The sequence below is a fragment of the Streptomyces sp. NPDC052020 genome (assembly GCF_040680575.1).
In the GTDB taxonomy this organism is placed as follows: domain Bacteria; phylum Actinomycetota; class Actinomycetes; order Streptomycetales; family Streptomycetaceae; genus Streptomyces.
The window spans coordinates 23,594-42,357 of sequence record NZ_JBFAWY010000036.1; the positions used below are offsets into that span (position 1 = coordinate 23,594).

Annotated in this window: 13 protein-coding genes; 5 read left to right on the forward strand and 8 right to left on the reverse strand. The window is 71.6% G+C overall.

Annotated elements, in window-relative coordinates; genetic code table 11:
* Positions 1–72: 72 nt before the first annotated feature.
* The 7 genes from AB0L74_RS28355 to AB0L74_RS28385 all read right to left on the reverse strand — a co-directional run bounded on the left by AB0L74_RS28355 (position 73) and on the right by AB0L74_RS28385 (position 7,381).
* Complete coding sequence (locus AB0L74_RS28355) at positions 73–354, reverse strand: hypothetical protein (RefSeq protein WP_365658314.1); 282 nt, start codon at positions 352–354, stop codon at positions 73–75.
* Complete coding sequence (locus AB0L74_RS28360) at positions 344–1,270, reverse strand: chlorinating enzyme (protein ID WP_365658317.1); 927 nt, start codon at positions 1,268–1,270, stop codon at positions 344–346. Before AB0L74_RS28360 ends, AB0L74_RS28355 begins: the two co-directional genes overlap by 11 nt.
* A gap of 63 nt (positions 1,271–1,333) precedes the next feature.
* Complete coding sequence (locus AB0L74_RS28365; protein WP_365658320.1) at positions 1,334–2,284, reverse strand: amidohydrolase family protein; 951 nt, start codon at positions 2,282–2,284, stop codon at positions 1,334–1,336.
* 11 nt (positions 2,285–2,295) lie between these two features.
* A complete protein-coding gene (locus tag AB0L74_RS28370) occupies positions 2,296–2,547 on the reverse strand; it encodes an acyl carrier protein (RefSeq protein WP_365658323.1) in 252 nt (83 codons plus the stop codon).
* Complete coding sequence (locus tag AB0L74_RS28375) at positions 2,544–4,091, reverse strand: AMP-binding protein (RefSeq protein WP_365658413.1); 1,548 nt, start codon at positions 4,089–4,091, stop codon at positions 2,544–2,546. Before AB0L74_RS28375 ends, AB0L74_RS28370 begins: the two co-directional genes overlap by 4 nt.
* Before the next feature lie 591 nt (positions 4,092–4,682).
* Complete coding sequence (locus tag AB0L74_RS28380; protein WP_365658326.1) at positions 4,683–5,105, reverse strand: hypothetical protein; 423 nt, start codon at positions 5,103–5,105, stop codon at positions 4,683–4,685.
* A complete protein-coding gene (locus AB0L74_RS28385) occupies positions 5,102–7,381 on the reverse strand; it encodes a tetratricopeptide repeat protein (protein ID WP_365658328.1) in 2,280 nt (759 codons plus the stop codon). The genes AB0L74_RS28380 and AB0L74_RS28385 overlap by 4 nt, the downstream gene beginning before the upstream one ends.
* Before the next feature lie 650 nt (positions 7,382–8,031).
* Here AB0L74_RS28385 and AB0L74_RS28390 point away from each other — a divergent pair.
* Genes AB0L74_RS28390 through AB0L74_RS28410 form a run of 5 tightly spaced genes read left to right on the forward strand, consistent with a single transcriptional unit; the run spans position 8,032 to position 16,645 of the window.
* On the forward strand, positions 8,032–9,894 hold the full coding sequence (locus AB0L74_RS28390; RefSeq protein WP_365658331.1) for a glycoside hydrolase family 15 protein: 1,863 nt from the start codon (positions 8,032–8,034) through the stop codon (positions 9,892–9,894).
* A gap of 24 nt (positions 9,895–9,918) precedes the next feature.
* Positions 9,919–11,628 carry a pyranose oxidase gene (locus AB0L74_RS28395; RefSeq protein WP_365658334.1) on the forward strand — a complete coding sequence of 570 codons (1,710 nt, stop codon included), beginning with the start codon at positions 9,919–9,921 and terminating at the stop codon, positions 11,626–11,628.
* Positions 11,629–11,667: 39 nt separating this feature from the next.
* On the forward strand, positions 11,668–12,609 hold the full coding sequence (gene iolE / locus AB0L74_RS28400; RefSeq protein WP_365658337.1) for a myo-inosose-2 dehydratase: 942 nt from the start codon (positions 11,668–11,670) through the stop codon (positions 12,607–12,609).
* 44 nt (positions 12,610–12,653) lie between these two features.
* On the forward strand, positions 12,654–13,913 hold the full coding sequence (locus AB0L74_RS28405; protein WP_365658340.1) for a VCBS repeat-containing protein: 1,260 nt from the start codon (positions 12,654–12,656) through the stop codon (positions 13,911–13,913).
* Entirely contained in the window at positions 13,910–16,645 is a 2,736-nt protein-coding gene (locus AB0L74_RS28410) for a hypothetical protein (protein ID WP_365658343.1), read from the forward strand. The genes AB0L74_RS28405 and AB0L74_RS28410 overlap by 4 nt, the downstream gene beginning before the upstream one ends.
* Positions 16,646–16,715: 70 nt before the next feature.
* Here AB0L74_RS28410 and AB0L74_RS28415 read toward each other — a convergent pair whose 3' ends face one another.
* A complete protein-coding gene (locus tag AB0L74_RS28415; protein WP_365658346.1) occupies positions 16,716–18,569 on the reverse strand; it encodes an SIR2 family protein in 1,854 nt (617 codons plus the stop codon).
* Between the last annotated feature and the right edge of the window lie 195 nt (positions 18,570–18,764).

Consider the following 18,764-nt stretch of genomic DNA (forward strand, 5'->3'; position numbering starts at 1 on the left):
GCTCCCCGAATCGGCCGGCCCGGGCCCGGGGCCGGTGCGGGCCGGCCGGGCCCGGGACGGGCATGGCGTATGTCAGGCCGACGCCTGCTCGAGCGTGCGCGCGTCTATCTCCTGGATCACCGAGATGATGCCGTCCACGTCATGGAGCCGGGACACCCACTCGGGCCTGAGCTCGACGCTGTCGTTGGCGCGCTCCTTGATGTAGTTGACGATCACCAGGATGATGTCGAGCGAACTGATGCCCAGCTCTTCCCGGGAGCCGGCCTTCACGAGGTCCTCGTAGGTCACCTCGGCCGTCATGGGCTGGGTCCGGAGGAACTCCGCCAGCTTGCGGCGGTACTCGTCACTGCTCATCGGTGCCGACCTTCCGGAAGGGGTGGCCGTTGAGGTTCTTGTCGTGGAGCCGGTTGTATCCGTACCGGTCCTCACCGGACACCAGGACGCAGCCGTGGTAGTCTAGGCTGATCTCGTCGCCGAACTCGCTGAGGCGGTCGACGTTCTCGTACACCTTGACCGACGGGGCCACGTAACGGGAGGCGAAGCCCAGGCGGGTGGTGTCGCTGACGTTCGGCAGGGAGCCGTGGATGCACTTGGCCAGGAAGATGACGAACTGGCCCGGCTTCATCTCCATGTCGACGATCTCTTCCTGGTTCGGGTCCCAGTCGTCGTCGAGCTTGAGTTCCGAGTAGTCGTAGCCGAAGAAGTCGTGGGACTTGCTCTCCACGTTCCGGGTCAGCGGCCTGCTCTCGTCGTAGTACCACCGCTTGTGGCTTCCCGGGATGTAGCGCAGGCAGCCGTGCTCCCGGCTCGCGGGGGAGAAGGCGGTCCAGACGGTCAGCTCCTGGGTGAGGTGGCTGCTCTCCTCGGTGTAGGTGAGGGAAGGGGTGGCGGAGGTGGTGGTCTCGCCCACCACGAAGGTCTCGACCTGGTGCCACCCGGTGCCGGCCTCGCCCGGTGCCTTCTTGAAGATGTTGGTCTTCCAGCACAGGATGTCGTCGCCGATCAGGCTGCGGAGCTTGTGGACGATCTCCGGCCGGCTGATGTGGTCCGAGAGGGTGTTGCAGTCGAGGTGACGGTCGTAGTTGATGATCGTCGAGTCGTGCGGCTTGTTCTCGGACGTGACCATCTCGATCATCGCCTGGTTCCACAGGAGGGGGGCCTCGTCCTCGGAGTAGAGGTCGAACGGTCCGACGAATCCGTTCTCCTTGAAGAACTCGACCTGCTCGGGGGTCAGTGCCAGAGAGCTGCGCTCGGCAATTCCTTCAGTCACCGTGGTGCCTTTCTGCGGTTCGTCCGGGATTCTTGCGGTCGATGGCTCCGATGGACCTCTGGATCAACCGGTGGCCGGCGGCCCCGACTTCAGCTTGTTCTTCCCGAGGAGCCGGGCCGCGTTCTTGTGGAAGAAGAGGTCACGGTCCGCCTCGGTCATGCCCTCCGGGAAGGCGCCCTCCTTGGAGAGCTTCTCGACGAGGTTGATCTGCCGCCCCTGCATCCGGAACACCGGCCAGTCCGTGCCGAAGAGGACCTTGTGGTTGATTCCGCGCCGGAAGAGCCGGTTCAGGGCCGCGGTGCCCGACGCTTCGTATCCACTGACGTCCACGTAGATGTTCGGCCTGTTGTTGCAGAGCATGGCCACTTCGTCCGGGTAGTGCACGCTGCCGTGCGCCAGGACGAAGTCGACTCCGGGGAAGTCCTTGGCCGCCCGGTCCACGAAGATGGGCTGCGCGATCTCGAAGTCCAGGACCGGCGAGGTGGCTCCGATGTGCGAGAGCACGGGCAGCGCGTACTGGGCGCAGATCTCGTAGTACGGGTACAGCTGCGGATCCGACAGCTTGTATCCGCACGGCGGGTACAGCTTCATCCCGTCGAAGCGGTAGTCGACGATCGCCTTCTCGAAGAGCGCGAGGCCGTCCGCACCCCACCGGGGATCGACACCCACCAGTACGCGGAAGCGGCCGGGGTGGCGGTCGACGACGGTTCTGTGGTGCTCGATCAGTTCCTCGATGGTGTGCGTGCTGTCCTTCAGCGCGTAGGTGAAGTCCGGAAGGAGCAGGACGGACTCCTTGATGCCGGCTTCGTCCATCTGCTTGACGAGTTCGTCACAGAGGGGGTCCTGGAGGGTGCCGGCGTGCATTTTGGCGATCTTTTCCCTGGTGACCGGCAGTCCACGGCTTTCCAGCCCCACCAGCATGTTCTCGACGACGCCGTCCTGGAACGACTTGGGGAAGCACATCTCCGAGGCGATGTGCGCGTGGAAGTCGATGATGGCAGGTGTGTTTTCCATGGGCCGGCCCCTCATATCTTCCGCACGATGGCGATGATGTCGGACACGTGCTCGGCGCCGACGAACTCCTCCACCTGGCCGAAGGTGTCCAGCCCGAGCTTTTCCTCCAGGGCGAAGACGATGCTCATCAGCCCGAGTGAATCGATCGCCAGATCCGCCCGGAGGTTCATGGCGGGTGTCACACCGCCCTTGGCCGTCTCCTTGGCCAGCACGCTCGCGATGATGCGGCAGATCTCGTCATCCGTAACAGTGCCCTTGTTCATCGTCCCACCCGGGTGCTCTCGGCGAAGACCTTGCGCATGGCCGCGCTCCGGTCGACCTTGAAATTCCGCGTCAGCAGTCCGCTCTCGACGGTGAGTTCGTCGGACGGCCTGAACACCACGTCCGCTATCCGATGCGAACTCTCCCTTTTCCGGTTCAGCTCACCCACGCACGATTCCACCTCTGCCCTGCGTTCGGCGGACTGCCATGCGTCCAGCCAGACCACGCATGTCAGCAGGCCGTCCTGCCCCGGCGACGCGACCATCGCCTTTGCGATGCGGCAGCCCTGCTCCACGGCCTCTTCCAGTTCCTCCGGATTGATCTTCACGCCGCTCCTGGTGACGATCACGTTCTTTTTCCGGCCCATCAGCCGCAGAAAGCCCGACCGGTCGAACCGTCCCAGGTCTCCCGTGGCGATCCGGCCGCCCGGGAGAAACACCTGTGCCTGTGTCTCCACCCCCTCGAAGACGTAGCCGAGCGCCTGCGGGTGTTCCGTACGGACCACCACCTCGCCGTCCTCGGCGATCACTACGTCGACCCCCGGGACCGGGCGGCCCGCGCTGCCGATCCGGTGCCTTCCCGGAAGGTTGAACGCGATCCAGCCGCTCTCGGTGCTGCCGTACACCTCGAACAGCGGCGCGCCGAGCTGCTGGAAGAGCTTCACGGTGCGCGGCGGGACGGGGGCCGATCCGGTGAGCATGAGCCGGGCGCGCGAGCCGTACATGCTCAGCCATTTCCTGCCGAGCCGCGCGCGTACGCGGTGACCGAACCGTCCCCCGGTGACGGCGTGCACGGCCGCCGCGGCGTACTGGGGAAGCCTCTCCCGCCCGGACGCCCCGTGCACCCGGTTGTAGACGAGCTCGAAGAAGGAGGGAGGTCCGAGAATGATGGTCGGTTCGAATTCCCGCAGCTTCTGGAACATGCGCTCGGGTGCCACGACCGTCGCGTCGGCGCCGCACCGGACCGCGGTGTACATCAGATACCGCTGCTGGAAGTTGGAGAACGGCATGACGATGAGGATGTCGTCGTTCCCGGTGACTTCCCACGCCTCGGCGGATGTCCGGATGGTGTTCTCCACACCCTTCTTCGACATCATGAGACCTTTCTTGGTCCCCGACGTACCCGACGAGAAGGCGATCGAGAAGACGTCATCGGGCAACGACGGCCGATGGCCGCCGTCGTCCCGCCGTCGCTTCTCGAACCTCAGCGGCCGGTCCTCCAGAAGTGCCACGCCCGGCGGAAGCGCGGCGCCGGCGGGCAGCACCTGGGTGCACAGCACGGCGGAAAGCCCGTATTTCTCGGCGAGTTCGTCGACGGCACCCGGATCCATGCGCCGCTCGGCCGGCGGCGCGACGGATACGCACTCCAATCCGAGCAGGGCGAGGTCGGCGACCACCCACTCATAGGAGTTCGGCCCCATCAGGCCCACCAGATCTCCGCGGCCGATGCCCCGGTCACTCAGCTCCGACATGAGCTGGAGGACATCCGCGTGCACTTCTGAGAACGTCCTGACGATCAGGCTTCCATTGATGGACAGAAAGCGCATCTGACGGTCTGGATACTCCGCCAGGTTGTTGTACAGACCGTTGAGTGACAATGGTGATCCTTGGGCGTTTCGGGCAGAAGTCCGCCGTTCGTCTTCTCTGTTCCCGCCCAGGAACGTCTGCGGTCCCGGGCTTTCCGACAGCCTTTTGGAACTCGACCTGCCATCACGTTGTCAGAACGGATGGCCAAGGGGACCGTCCGCACGGAACATCAAGCTGCACGGCAGCATCCTGTCGGAGGGAAGTAAGCGGACCAACCAGACATACCCGCCTCGGTGACCGCTGGTTCACGCACCGGCATGGATGCGGAACGCCGCGGGGACGGGGTACGGGGCGGCCTCTCGCGCAGCGCCCGCGCCGCCGCGCGGAGGGCGCGCACGGACCGGGCCGGGCCCGCCCCGGCCCGGTCCGTGCGGGAGGCGCGGCAGCCGGACAGGGACGTGATCCGGTCCCTTTCGGATGTCCCCGAAACCGGGCACTGATCATGTGGGGTCGTCCGTGATGCCGGGCGCCGGCGGCATGACCCACGTCCGGGTCGTCCGGATCGCGAGTGACCGAGGACCCGGCGGATCAGGGCGCGGGAGCGCAGCGGATCAGGGCGTCCGGCGTTTGCTGTTCCGCCCGATCGCGCTGTCGCGGACGTTCCCGAGGAAGGCCCTGCCGCCCCTGGCGACCCGGACCGCGATCGGGCCGGCGCTCTGCCCGGTGGCCGACGGCGCGGGGCTGGGCGGGCCGACGACCTCCGCGCCCTCGCCGGTCGCACTGCCCACGACATCGCCGGTGACGGCCACGGCATCCCTGGCCACGCTGATGTGCGAGGTGCCGTCCGGGACGGAACGGGTGAGGGCGACCACCGATACGACGAGGCCCGCCAGGGCCAGGATCGCTCCGCACACGCTCGCCACCCGGTCCGCGGTGTCGAGATCGACCCAGACGGCGACACCGGTCAACGCGGCCGCACCGGCTCCGGCCACCACCGCCAGCGCCCACAGCGCGGGCCGTACCCAGCTGGTCATCCTTCGTCCTCCCCGGCGGGCGGATGCTTCGGTCTGCGGAACGGGGGAACGCGGCGCCCGAAGAAGGCGGAGAGCCCTTTCCGCGTCTCCTGCTCCCAGCCGGCGAGCTGCCGGCCGTACGCCACGGTCATCGGGTGGTTCGCGCCCCGTACGCGGGCGGTGCCCCGCACCACGTCCCGAAGGTGCTCCACCGCCTGGCCCCGGTGTCCTCTCTCCCAGAGGGACTGGGCCAGGCCCAGACGGGCGCCGAGCGTGTCCGGATGGTCGGCTCCCCGGACGCGTTCCTGCTCCGCCACGACCCGCCGCAGAACGGTGGCCGCCTCGTCGAAGCGTTTGGCGGCCAGGTAGGCGGTGCCGAGACACACTCCGGCCTCCAGGGCGAGGTTGGCGTCGGGTCCCCACTCGGCCCGGCAGTACTGGGCCAGGGACTCGGCCAGTTCGACGCTTTCGTCGGCGCGTCCGGCCGCGGCGTAGGCCATGGCCACGTTGATCCGGGAGTGAATGACGTCCGGGTGATCGGTCCCGAGTGACTCCGTCCGCCCGGCGGCCACCTCTTCGAACAGTTGCACGGCGATGTCGACGTGTCCCAGCGCCAGGCACCGGCCGGCGAACTCGCCGCGGACGGTAAGGGTCTCCGGGTGTTTCGGCCCGTAGCGGACGGCGAACTCCCGCGTGAGCCGGGAAGCCAGCTCGAACCCCTCGTCCTGGTCCCCGGCCTGCCACAGGACGTCGGCCAGGCGGGTGCGCGCCATGCCGGTGAGGTGATGTTCCGGGCCGAGCCGCCGCTCGCACTCCGCCGTGACGTTCCGCCAGAAGGCGAGCCCTTCCCGGAGCAGCCCCGCCCGCAGGAGGCTGTCGCCCAGGGGGAAGACCACCGAGTGGCCGCCGGCCGACCACAGCCGTTCCCCGGCGGTCGCGATCAGTTCCCGCGCGTTGGCGCGGAGGGCGGAGTGGAGGTCGCGCTGTGCCAGTCCCACCTCGTCCCACGCCTCGTGGAGGGCGCCCGAGGCGGTGGTGAGGACCTCGTCCAGCCGCTCGTCGGGCATCGTCTCCCGTACGGCGCGGGCGGTAAGGGCATGGATCCGCACGGTATGGGTGGCGCTGGCGGGGTCGTGGCCGATCAAGCCGTAGCGGTGAAGAAGACGCAGGGCCTGATCCACCTGTGTCTGGGTGACCGCCACCGTCAGGACGTGATCGCGCAGGAGGTGGGGCGCGTGCTCCTCGATGGTGCGGTACAGCGCCCGTCCGAGGTGGGCGTGCACCCGGGGGGTGCTCCACAGCGCGGCGGGCTGACCGGCCGGGTCGAGGTGGGCGGCGATCTGGAGTACGGCGCGCGCGTGGGGGCCCTGAGGGTGGTGGTCGGTGGCCTCCAGGGCGAGGAGCAGCGCGGTGGTGATCTGCCGGCCGTACGCGTCGGCGTCGGCCCAGCGCGGCAGTACGGCGTCCAGGCGGGCGGCGCGGGCCGTGAAACGCTCCAGGTAGACCGCGCAGCAGACCTCCTCGCGGATCATGTAGGCCGCCGCGTGCCCGAGGGCCAGCGGCAGGTGACCGAGGGCGCGGGCGAGGGCTTCGGCCGTGTCGTCGAGGAGGTGGGCCTTGCCGTCGTGGGCGAGCCGCTCGGTCAGGTAGGCCATGGCCTCGGCGGACGTGAACAGGCCGACGCCGACGACGACCCGGCCCTGGCCGGTCAGCCTCGGCTCGTCACGCAGCCGCGTGGTGGCCAGGACCTGGCCGGTGCCGCGCGCAGACCCTGGCCACCAGGCCGAAACGTCCTCGGCGCCGGTGATGTCGTCGAGGACGACCAGCCAGCGGCGCGACGTGGCGGTGAGCCAGTCCAGGAAGGCCCGGGCGTCGGCGTGCGGATCCTGGCCGGCGGCACCGGGGACCCGGACGCGGAGGGCCGCCTCGCCGTACGCCGCCACGATCTGTCCGGCGTCGCCGGCCGGCACCCAGAGCACCAGGTCGACGCCGGCTGCCAGAGCCGCGTGGGCGTGCGCGGCGGCCAGCTGGGTCTTGCCGACCCCGCCCTCACCGACGAGCACCTGGGCCGACGGGCGGGGGCCGGGCCCGCCCGGCGGCCCCAGTTCCCGGCGCAGCCCGGCACGCGGCTGGGACGCGGACGCCCGCAACGGCAACCCGCCGATCACGACCGGCCACTCCACGGGCGGGTCGCCGAGACCGCCGTGCACGGTCTCGATATTGACGACCTGGCTGTAAGGGGCGTTGGCGCTGCCGAAGGTGTCTCCCGCGATCCCCAGACCGCCGTCGACGCGCATAGAGAAGGGGCCTGCGGCTCGCCCGTCGGCGGGCCTCCGGCCGGCGGACTTCTTGCGGAAGAGACTTCTGAAGGGCGGCGTCATCGTCCGTGGCTCTCAGCCGTGACGCCGGTGACGTCCGTGGCTCCTGTCAGAGCCGACGGGACCGCCGCGCCTTCCCCGCCGCGCACCGGGGTGCGGCCCGCCTGAATCCGGATGCCGTGCAACCCGACCCCCTCCCCCTGGGCGGGAACACCGGCCGTACCGGCCCCCACCGCGTGCACGGAGCATAGCGCCGAACGGCACGCCGGGAAGGCCGGCCGAGCCGGTTCGCCGGGCCCGACCGCGGCGCCCTGGGTCGGGTCCCCGTGGCAAATCGCGCTCGCGTCCGCTCTGTGCCACCCTGGATGAGGCGCCCACGCACTCGCTCGGGCTGTTTCCCCGGCCACCAGTGCGCGGCGCAGGCCCGGCACCGCAGCCCCGGGCGAGACATCAACCAATCGTCCGCGCACCTGCCGTCACGCCTCTCGTGTGTCCGGGGCGGGCCCGCGACACGGGGGGCCGGCAGCACGTGGGCTTCCCGGCGACGTCCCGCCGTCGCACCGCTACCGCCTGGCAGCACGCCCCGGCGGTCGCGCGCGGGCCGTCGGCCGGTGTGAGGGAGTGCCGCAATGGTCAGTGCCATCGAGGACTACGCCTTCATCGGCGACCTGCACTCGGGCGCGCTGGTGGGACGTGACGGGTCGATCGACTGGCTGTGCCTGCCCAGGTTCGACTCGCCGGCGTGCTTCGCCGCGCTGCTGCACGACGACAGCGCCGGCCGGTGGCTGCTGGCCCCGGCGGGGGGCGGCCCCGCGACGCGGCGCCGGTACCGCGACGACACCCTGGTCCTGGAGAGCGAGTGGCACACCGCCGAGGGCAGCGTACGCGTGGTGGACTGCATGCCGTTGCGCGGCGAGGCCGCCGACGTGGTCCGCCTCGTCGAGGGCCTCAGCGGGCGGGTGACGATGCGGATGGACCTGCGGCTGCGTCCCGACTACGGCCGGATCATCCCGTGGGTGTACCGCGTGGGCAAGGGGCTGCGCGCCGTGGCCGGCCCCGACGCGTTCTGGCTGCACACCCCGCTGGCGGTGTACGGCGAGAATCTCACCACCCGTGCCGAGTTCACCGTCGAGGCCGGCCGGCGGGTGCCCTTCGTCCTGACGTACAAACCCTCCCACCTCGTCAGCCGCCTCAAGCCGGTCGACGCGCTGCCGGCCATCGAGGCCACCGAGCGGTTCTGGCGGACCTGGATGAGCCGGTGCGGCTACCGCGGCCAGTGGAACGAGGCGGTACGACGCTCCCTGATCACCCTCAAGGCCCTGACGTACCGGCCCACCGGGGGCATCCTCGCCGCGGCCACCACCTCGCTGCCCGAGCAGCTCGGCGGGTCGCGCAACTGGGACTACCGCTACTGCTGGCTGCGGGACGCAACGTTCACGCTCCAGGCGCTCATCGGCACCGGCTACCTGGAGGAGGCGACCCAGTGGCGGGACTGGCTGCTGCGCGCCGTCGCCGGCAACCCCGCCGACCTGCAGATCATGTACGGCCTCGACGGCACCTGGCGGCTGCCCGAGTACGAGCTGGACTGGCTCTCCGGATACGAGAACTCGCCCCCCGTCCGGGTCGGCAACGCCGCCACCCGCCAGTTCCAGCTGGATGTGTGGGGGGAGGTCCTCGAATCCTTCTACGTGGGCCGCGAGGCCGGGATGGCCGCCACCGAGACGGCGTGGAACATGCAGCGGCACCTCCTGGACTTCCTGGAGGGCAACTGGCGGGAGCCCGACCTCAGCCTGTGGGAAGTCCGCGGCGAGCCGCGCCACTTCGTCCACTCCAAGGTGATGGCGTGGGCCGGCGTCGACCGCGCGGTGCGCTCGGTGCTGCACCACGGCCGCTGGGGGCCGGTGGACCGCTGGGAGAACCTGCGCGACCGCATCCACGAGGAGGTCTGCGCGCGCGGCTTCGACGCCGAGCGGAACACCTTCACCCAGTTCTACGGGTCCACGGGCGTGGACGCCGCCCTCCTGCTGCTGCCGCGCGTCGGCTTCCTGCCCTGGCACGACCCGCGGATCCGCGGCACCGTCGACACCGTGTGCCGCGAACTGAGCCAGGACGGTTTCCTGCGGCGCTACCGGCCGGAGGCGGACGGCGGCGTGGACGGCCTGCCGGGCTCCGAGGCCACCTTCCTGGTCTGCACCTTCTGGCTCGCCGACGCCCTGCACGGCACCGGTCGCCGGCGCGAGGCCCTGGACCTGTTCGAGCGGCTGCTGGACCTGCGCAACGACGTGGGGATGCTCGCGGAGGAGTACGACCCGGCCACGGGCCGCCACCTCGGCAACACGCCGCAGGCGTTCAGCCTGGTCGGCCTCGTCAACAGCGCCCTGTGGCTCAGCGGTACGACGGACATCACCGCCGTCGACGGCCGACGCGCCGGCGCCACCGCCCGGACCGAGGCCACCGCGCCGGCCGCGCACCGCAGCCGTCTGCGCCGCTGACGCGGCCAGGCCGAAAGGACTGCCATGAACGACACCGCCGCGCCCACCCCGCACGAGGCCGACGTACTGATCATCGGCAGCGGCCCCGTGGGCTGCACCTTCGCCCGCCGGCTGGTGGACGCGGGCAGAGACGTCCTGATGATCGACGCCGGAGCCCAGCTCTCCCGCCGCTACGGCGAACACCTCAAGAACAGCTACCTGTTCCAGAAGAACATCGACCTGTTCGTCTCCGTCATCAAGGGCAACCTGCTCCCCCTGTCGACCGCCACCAACAAGGAGCCGGTGCTCACCCTCGACCCGTCGGCGTTCTCCTACGACCCGGACAAGTACGCCGGCTTCTCCCTGCGCAACCAGAACCCGGAGCAGCGCAAGCACCTCAACCTGCCCGCGGCGGCGGCCACCTACGCGGTCGGCGGCATGGCCACCCACTGGACCTGCGCGGTGCCCCGCTTCCACCCCGAGGTGGAACGGCGGTACGGCGGACAGAACTACCCCATCGACGACAAGGAGATGGACAGGCTCTACGACGAGGCGGAGTCCCTGCTCGCCCGCAGCACCCGCGTCTTCGCCTCCTCCGCCCGGCACCTGCTGGTCAAGCGGATCCTGCAACGGGCCGGGGAGGAGTTCGCCGACGTCACCGAACTGCCTCTCGCGGTCAGCGACCGGGCCGACTCGGCCCGGACCTCGGCGGTGACCTGGTCGGCCGCCGACACCGTCCTCGGGGACCTGGCCGACCCCGCCCACGCGCCTTCCCAAGGCTCGTTCACCCTGCTTCCGGAGCACCAGTGCGTCCGGCTGGAGATCACCGGTTCGGGCAAGCACCAGAAAGTCCGGCACGCGGTGGTGCGCGACCTGCGCGACGTACGCGAGGAGATCCGGCTGCGGGCCGAGACGTACGTGGTGGCGTGCGGCGCCGTACCGACGCCGCAGCTGCTGTTCAACTCCGGCGTCACCCTCCCGGCGCTCGGCCGCTATCTGACCGAGCAGCCGATGTCGTTCTGTCAGGTGGTGCTGCAACGCGAGCACATGGATCACCTCGAGGAGATCCTGCGCGGCCCCGCCGGGGGCGACGGCCCGGCCCGGGCCGCCGCCGACCGGGTCGCCCGGTACCGCGCCACCGAGCTGAAACGGCTGCACTCCGGCGACAAGTGCGCCGACCCGGTGCCCTTCCCGCCCACCGAACGGGACCCGAACCTGGCGCTGCTGGTGACCCAACGGCGCCCCTGGCACTGCCAGATCCACCGGGACGCCTTCACCTACGGCGCCGTACCGCCCAACGTCGACCCCCGGCTCATCGTGGACCTGCGCTGGTTCGGCATCTCCCGGCCCCACCCGGAGAACAAGGTCACCTTCTCCCGCCGGCTCCGCGACACCTTCGACATGCCGCAGCCCACCTTCCACTTCTGCCTGGACGAGGCCGAACGGAAGAACACGGACCGGATGAACGAGCACATGCTGCGCACCGCCGTCACCCTCGGCGGCTTCATGCCCGGCTCCGAGCCCGTCTTCCTCACCCCGGGCCTGCCGCTGCACATCGCGGGCACCACCCGGATGGGCACCAGCGCGCTGGACAGCGTCGTCGACGAGTACTCCAAGGTGTGGCACATCGACAACCTCTACCTCGGCGGCAACGGGCTGCACCCCTTCGGCAACGCCTCCAACCCCACGCTCACCAGCGTCGCCATGGCACTGCACGCGGCCGACACCATCGTCAAGGGCCCCCCCGGACACTGACCGCCCCGGACACCGACCACCCCGAACCTGGACCGCACCATGCCGGCACCGACCACCCCGCGCCCCGAGGGCATCCACCTGGGCATCACACCCACCTGCTGGACCAACGACGACTTCCCGCTCCTCGGCAACGACATCCCCATGGAGCAGTGCCTCAGCGAGATCGCGCTCGCCGGCTTCGAGGGGTGCAGCATCGGCCATCGGTTCACCACCGACGTCGACGCGCTGACCGCGGCGATGCACCTGCGCGGACTGAGCGTCAGCGAACCGTGGGTGAGCACGTACTTCACCGTGCCGGACGGCTCCGGGCGCACCGCGCGCGACCTGCTGCGCGTGCTGGAGTTCCTGAACCGGTTCAACACGGGCGCCCCCCCGGTCAGGACCCGCACCATCGGCGTCGCCGAGTTCGGCGGCTCCGTCCACCTCCAGGCGCTCAGCCTCCGCAGCAACAAACCGGAGTTCACCGACGAGCAGTGGGCCGACCTGTGCGAGGGACTGAACAAGATCGGCGAGATCACCGCGAGCCAGGGCTTCAGCCTCGCCTACCACCCCCACATGGGCACCGGTGTCCAGACCGAGCAGGACGTCGACCGGCTCATGCGGGGCACCGATCCCCGCTACGTCGGCCTCCTGGCGGACACCGGCCACCTCTCCTGGGCGGGGGCCGACCCGGCGCAGGTCATCGACCGGCACCGCGACCGCGTCACGCACGTCCACCTGAAGAACGTCCGCGGCGGCGTCCGCGCGGACCGCACCCTGGCCGACGGCAGCTTCCGCGAGTACATCGAGGCGGGCATCTTCACCGTGCCCGGCGACGGCGACGGGGACGTCGACTTCGACACCGTGCTCAAGACCCTGCGCCCCGGCGAGTCCTACCGGGGCTGGCTGGTGGTGGAGGCCGAGCAGGACCCCAGGGGCGGGTATCCGCCGCTGTACTACGCCCAGACCGCCCACGCCTACCTGTCCCGGGCCCTGGGCTGACCCTCTCCTCCCCTTCCATCCGCTCTCACCGGAAAGGCACTCTCATGGGCGCAAGCACCCCACTGGGCATCCGCGTTCCCCGGTTCGCCCGGGAGGTCCTCGCGGACGACCTCATCGAGGGCTACTGGCTGGAGGCTCCGGACATCGACGGCGACACCCGCCCCGACCTGGTCGGCCACGGCATGTACCTCGGCGAGATCTACTGGTACCAGAACCCCGGCTGGCGACGGCGTCTGGTCGCCGACGGCTTCCGCATGCCGACCGGCGCACACGTCGGCGACATCTCGGGCAACGGCTACCCCGACATCGTGGTCTGCTACGAGCTGTACGGGCCCGGTGGCCGCATCGACGACCCCGATCCACAGGGCGGGAAGATCGACTGGATCGAGAACACCGGCGCATCCGACTCCGAAACGCGCTGGAAGCGCCACTACATCGGCCGCGAGCCCTCCATGCACCGGCTGCGCCTCGGCCACTTCACCCAGACCCGCAAGCCCGAGCTGATGGCACTGCCGACCGTGGGGGTCCGGCACGTCCACTCCGTGGTCCGCGTCCCACTGTTCCGCCCCGGCGACGACGTACGCCGGCCCTGGGACAAGCACATCATCGACGACAGCCACTTCCGCGTGATCCACGGAGTGGAGATCCAGAAGAGCCCGCTGCCCGGCCACGGGCACCTGGACTCGATCCTGCTCGCCTCCGAGGAGGGCGTGACCTGGCTCCACTACGACGAGCGCGAGCAGCGCTTCACCACCACCCACATCGGCACCGGCGAACACGAGCGGTTCGACCGGACGGGATTCAAGGGCAGCGGGGACGTCGGCGCCGGGCGGATCGGCGACGACCCGCACGCCTACGTCGTGGCCACCGAACCCTTCCACGGCAACACCGTCGCGGCGTACATCAAGGAGCGGCCCGGAACCCCGGTGGCCGAGGCGTCCTGGCGCCGCATCGTGCTGGACGTCTTCGGCGACCCCAACGAACTCGGCGAGGGCCCGAGCCACCAGATCGTCTGCGCCGACTTCGACGGCGACGGCGACGACGAGTTCCTGGTCGCCCTGCGCGGGCCCTACCCCTGGCAGGGCGTCTTCTACTACAAGGCCCTGGACATCGCCGCGGGCGTGTTCACCAAGTGGCGGGTCTCCTCCGACAGCGCCGCGCGGATCGCCCTCGGCGACTTCAACGGCGACGGCCGGCTCGACTTCGCCACCATCGCCTACAAGGTCGACAAGTACTTCCTCGCCGAGGACGCCAAACTCTGCCTGTACCGCAACGACATCGCGGAAGCCGCCGGCCGGCCATGAGACGCGGCAGAGCGTGGTGGCCCTGGGCGATCGGAGCGGCCGGATTCGCCGCGCTCGTCACGGTGGTGGTCCTCGTGATCGGCGCGGGCGCCCAGGCGGCCGCGACCTCCCTGAGCGTCCTGCTCTCGGCCACCGCCGGCCTGCTGAGCTGGTCATGGCACCGGTCGCGCCCCGCCGCGCCGGCCACCCGCACCGAACTGGACCAGGCCGCCGAGGCGCTCGCCGCCATGGTGCGCCGCCAGTGGACCGAGGAGGCCGCCGCGCAGGGCCTGCTGGACCCGCACCCGCTGGCCGTGCGCTGGCGCAGCGGCCAGACCGAGGCCGGCGACCATGTGCGGATGGTCGGCCGCACCATGTCCGGCCGCAGCGACGACATCCCCGCCTTCGCCGCGGCCTTCCGCGCCCTGCCGCACCGGCGGCTGGTCATCCTCGGCGAGCCCGGCGCGGGCAAGACGACCCTGGCCATCCTCCTCGTACGGGAACTCCTGCGCGCCCCGGAACCCGGGGAGGCCGTCCCCGTCCTGCTGGACCTGGCGCCGTGGAAACCCCGCAAGGAGCCGCTGCTGGACTGGATGGCACGCCGCGTCCACGAGGACTACCCGGCGCTGCGCAACCACGAGACGTACGGCCGGGACGCGGCACGCAAACTGGTCGCCGAGGGGCGCGTCCTGCCCGTCCTGGACGGCCTCGACGAACTCCCCGCCGACCTGCGGCCCAGAGCGCTGGCCGCCGTCAACCACGCCATCGCCGTGCACGGCCCGCTGATCCTCACCTCACGCCGGGCCGAGTACCACCGGGTGGTCGCGGAGACCGACGTGATCACCGCCGCCGCCGTCGTCGTGGCCGAGCCGGTGGAACCGGCGGACGTGGCGGACTATCTGCGCAGCGCCGTCCCGCCCCGGCACGTCACCGCCTGGCAGCCGGTGCTCGACGAACTCACGCGCCGCCCCCGCGGCGCCGTCGCCCAGGCCCTGTCGGTGCCGCTGAACGTCTGGCTCGCCCGCACCGTGTACTCCTCCCCGGCCCGCGACCCCGCCGGCCTCATCCGCTGCACCGACGCGGAGAGCCTGCGGTACCAGCTCCTCGACGCGCTGATCCCCGCGGTCTTCTCCGCGGAACCGGCCGCGTCGGACCCCTCGGTCCCCGACGTACGCCGCACCGCCGCCTCCCGCTGGCGTCCCGACGAGGCCCGGGCGGCACTGAGCTTCCTCGCCGGTCACATCAGACGCCAGGGCACCGACGACATCGCCTGGTGGGAACTGCGCCGGGCGCTGCGCCCGAACCCGGCCGGGCCGCTGTCCGGACCGGTGGCCGGAGCGATGGTCGGGCTGGGAGCGGGCGGCATGGCGGGGGAGTACTTCCACTGGGTGCTCGCACCGCTGCCGCGGCTGGTCTGCTTCCTGACCGTCACGCTCGCCACGGCCATCGCGGCCACGGCGGTGACCCGGCTCGCCTGGGTGGCCGACCCGAGGGAACGGGCGGGGCCGCCGCACGGACGCCCGCCGCCCGCATCCCCGCCGCCCGGCCCGAGACGGTGGCGCGGCGTCACGGAGTTCGCCCGCCGGCTGGGCACCGGATGCCTCGTCGTCCTTCCGCTCTCCCTCGGGGTGGGGGCGGTGATCGAGCGCTGGGCGCGGGGGATCGAACCCGCGGAGGGGGAACTGGAGGTGGGGGTGGTGCCGTACACCGGGTTCCGGGCGGGCGCCGCCTGGGTCCTGTTCATGGCGCTGCTGGCCCTCGGCGCGCTCGGCGTCTCACTGCTGCGCCGGCGGGCCCGCCGGCAGCCGCGCGGTGCGGGCCACCGCGGCGGCCGGCTGCGCAGAATCCTCACGTTCGTCCTGCTCTACTGGCTGGGCGCCGAGCTCGCCGGCACTCTGTCGTTCCTGTCCGTCCGGCAGGCGGCCGGACGGTCCGTCACGGACGTCTCGTTCATCGACCCGTCCGGGGACCTGGCCCTCGTCAGCCAGGACGCCACATACCACTCCTGCATCTTCCTGCTGATCGTCGGCATCATGGCGGGACTCGATCCGACCGTCGGCTCCTCCCGCCCGGCCCGGCTGGACTTCCGGGCCCCGAGGCGGCTGCTGTGGACCATGCTCCCCGCGTGCCTGGGCCGGGGGATGCTGCTCGGCGTCGGCCTGGGGGCCGCACTGGCCTTCGTGGAACCCTGGAGTGCCCATCTGCCCTGGTGGGAGAGGATCACCACGACCGGCACCCTCGGGGTCTTCTTCGGCGTCCTGTTCGGGGCCGGGCTGGCGATCCTGCGCTGGGCCCATGTCCCCGCCGACCTGGAACAGGAGACTCCGCAGTCCACCCTGCGCGGCGACCGCACGGTCGCCGCCGCGCTCATGGTGTTCGCGGTGGTGCCCCTGCTGGCCAAATGGGTCATCACGGTCCTGGCAAACCTCGCGGAGAGCGAGGACACGGGCGTACAGGTCCTCGCCTACTCGCTGCTGACCCCGGAGGCGAACCTGTCCGTCGGACTCGCCGCCGGACTGCTGGCCGTGTCGAGCACCGCCTACTTCGCTTACCGGGAGACCAGCCTGCGGCTCGCCGCGGCACGGCGGCTGCCGCGCCAGCCGGTGGCGTTCATGGAGGACGCCCGGCTGCTCCATGTGCTGAGACAGGTCGGTCCCGTGTACCAGTTCTGTCACGCCGAGTTCCAGGACCGCCTCGTCAGCGGTGTCACCGCGCCGGGTGACCCGGCGCAGCCCGGTACCGCGCGGGTGTGACCGCTCCCGCGCCGCCCGCCCCTGCGCGAACCGCCGTCCGGACGCCGCCGCGCCGCACCCCGCCGCCGGGTCAGCGCGACGGCTCCTGTCCGGCCGCCTGCGCGCACACCACGTCCACGACCGCCGCGGCCGTGTGGGCCCGCTGGATCTCGCCGCCGAACGCGCCGCTGCGCAGCATGGGCCAGCCCTCGGAGAAACGGGCCTGCACCCGCGTGGCGACGCGGAGCCGGCCGTCGCCGTCCCAGCGGTCCGCAAGCGCGAACTCGCCCAGCGTCACCGGGGACTGCGACAGGTCGGCCTGGAGGAGCGCGGTGAGGTACTCGAAGGCGTCGAACGCGTCGGAGAACACGCGGTCGCTGTCGGCGGCCGGTTCGGCGAGCACCTCCCGCAGCCGTCGGCGCAGCCAGGTGCTGTGCGCCGTCTGGACCAGCGACGGCGGATACGGCTCGTCCAGGAACGCGTTGAGGAGTCCGGCCGCGCCGAGGACGTCCCCGGTCCGCAGGGCCAGTACGGCGGGTACGGGCTCGGCGGCGGCGCGGCGGGAGCCGGGCCGGGGGGCACCGGGGTGTGCCAGGACCGGCTCCAGCAGCAGCCGGCCGAGCAGCTCGTCCCGGCCGGCCAGGACGGCGGCGGTGCCGGCGGCGGACAGCGCGAGCAGGGCGGGGTAGAGGTGCGGCTCGGGAGACGCCGGCTCGCCTCCGCCGTCCCGCCGTACGTTCAGCAGCCGTTGCAGCGCGCGCACCCACACCCGGGTGTGCGCCCCCGCCTCGTCGTGGAAGGCGCCCACGCTCATCAGGTGCAGCAGCGTGTCGCAGTCCTCCCGGTACCGCTCCAGCCGCTCCCGGTACGCCTCCGGGTCCGGGGGCCGCTCGCCGGGCGGGTAGCGGTCGCCGTCCGAGAGGCGTTCCACCACCCGCATGGCCTCGGCGTCCACCAGCTCGTGCAGCTCGATGCGGCGGACCGGGTCGGGCAGCGCCCGCTTGAGGCGGGCCACGGACAGCTCACGGGCCGGCGCGGGCTCCGTCAGGTGTTCCAGGGCCTCGACGCGGGCCAGCAGACCGGGGAAGAACTCCTTGGCGGTCAGCCCCCGGATCACCACGGCGCCGTGCCGCGCGACGAGTTCGGCGGCCCGGCCTTCCGGACCGCGCGGCGCGGACCAGAACACGGGGTAACGGCGCGTGGCGCGGCGTTCGAAACAGGAGACCAGCGCGTGGTCCCACTGGGCGGACCAGCCGCAGACGATCAGCCCGTACTCGTCCAGCACCTGATCCACCAGCCCGGCCCAGGCGGCCGGGTACTCCTCCAGCTCGCGTTCGGTGTTGCGGGCCTCCAGGTCGGTCAGGTCGCCGTGGAGTTTGACGACCGTGGCCCGGGCGTGCGCCAGCGGCGTCATCCCGAGGAGGCCGGCGGGACCGTGAACGACCTGCGGCTGTACTCCCGCCGCCTCCAGCGCCTGCTCGACCAGACGGTCGAAGTTGGTGGTCAGCACCACGCGTATCCATCCGCGCGCCACCAGCCGGGCCACCGCCCGGTGCGCCGCCCCCGGCCGCTTGAGCCCGGCCTGCCGGTCCCCCTCGCCGGGCTCGAAGTAGCCGCGCAGCAGCTTGTGCCGGGCGGCGGGGGTGTCGCCCAGCGCCTCCAGCAGGGCGGAGTAGCCGAGCGGCCCGCCGTCCCCGTGGCGGGCCCACCAGGACTCCGGATCGGCGGCGGCGAGCTCCTCGTCCGCGCCGCGCGCGACGGCGGCCCGGCGCACCAGATCCGTGACGATCTCCCACCCGGTGGGCACACCGGCCTCCCGCGACATGCCGGCGCCGAGCAGCAGCGCGTACACCCCGGGCCCGGCCTGGACGCCCATGGCGAGTGAGACCACGGGATCGAGCCCGCGCATCGCCGCCGCGGCGGGCGGCCGGTCGTGGTCCGCCATGCTCCCACTGTGCTCCGGCGGCCCCGCAGCCGCCTCCCGGGCGCGCGCGGGCTACCCGCGGCACCGGGCCGGCGTACGCGGCATCCGGGTGAGGACACCGGTACGGCACCGGCTGGACGGGTAGCCGTGATCGGGCGGGCGGCCCCGCCCGCCGCCGAGACGGCTTCCCCAGGGCCGTCCACGGAAGGACATCCC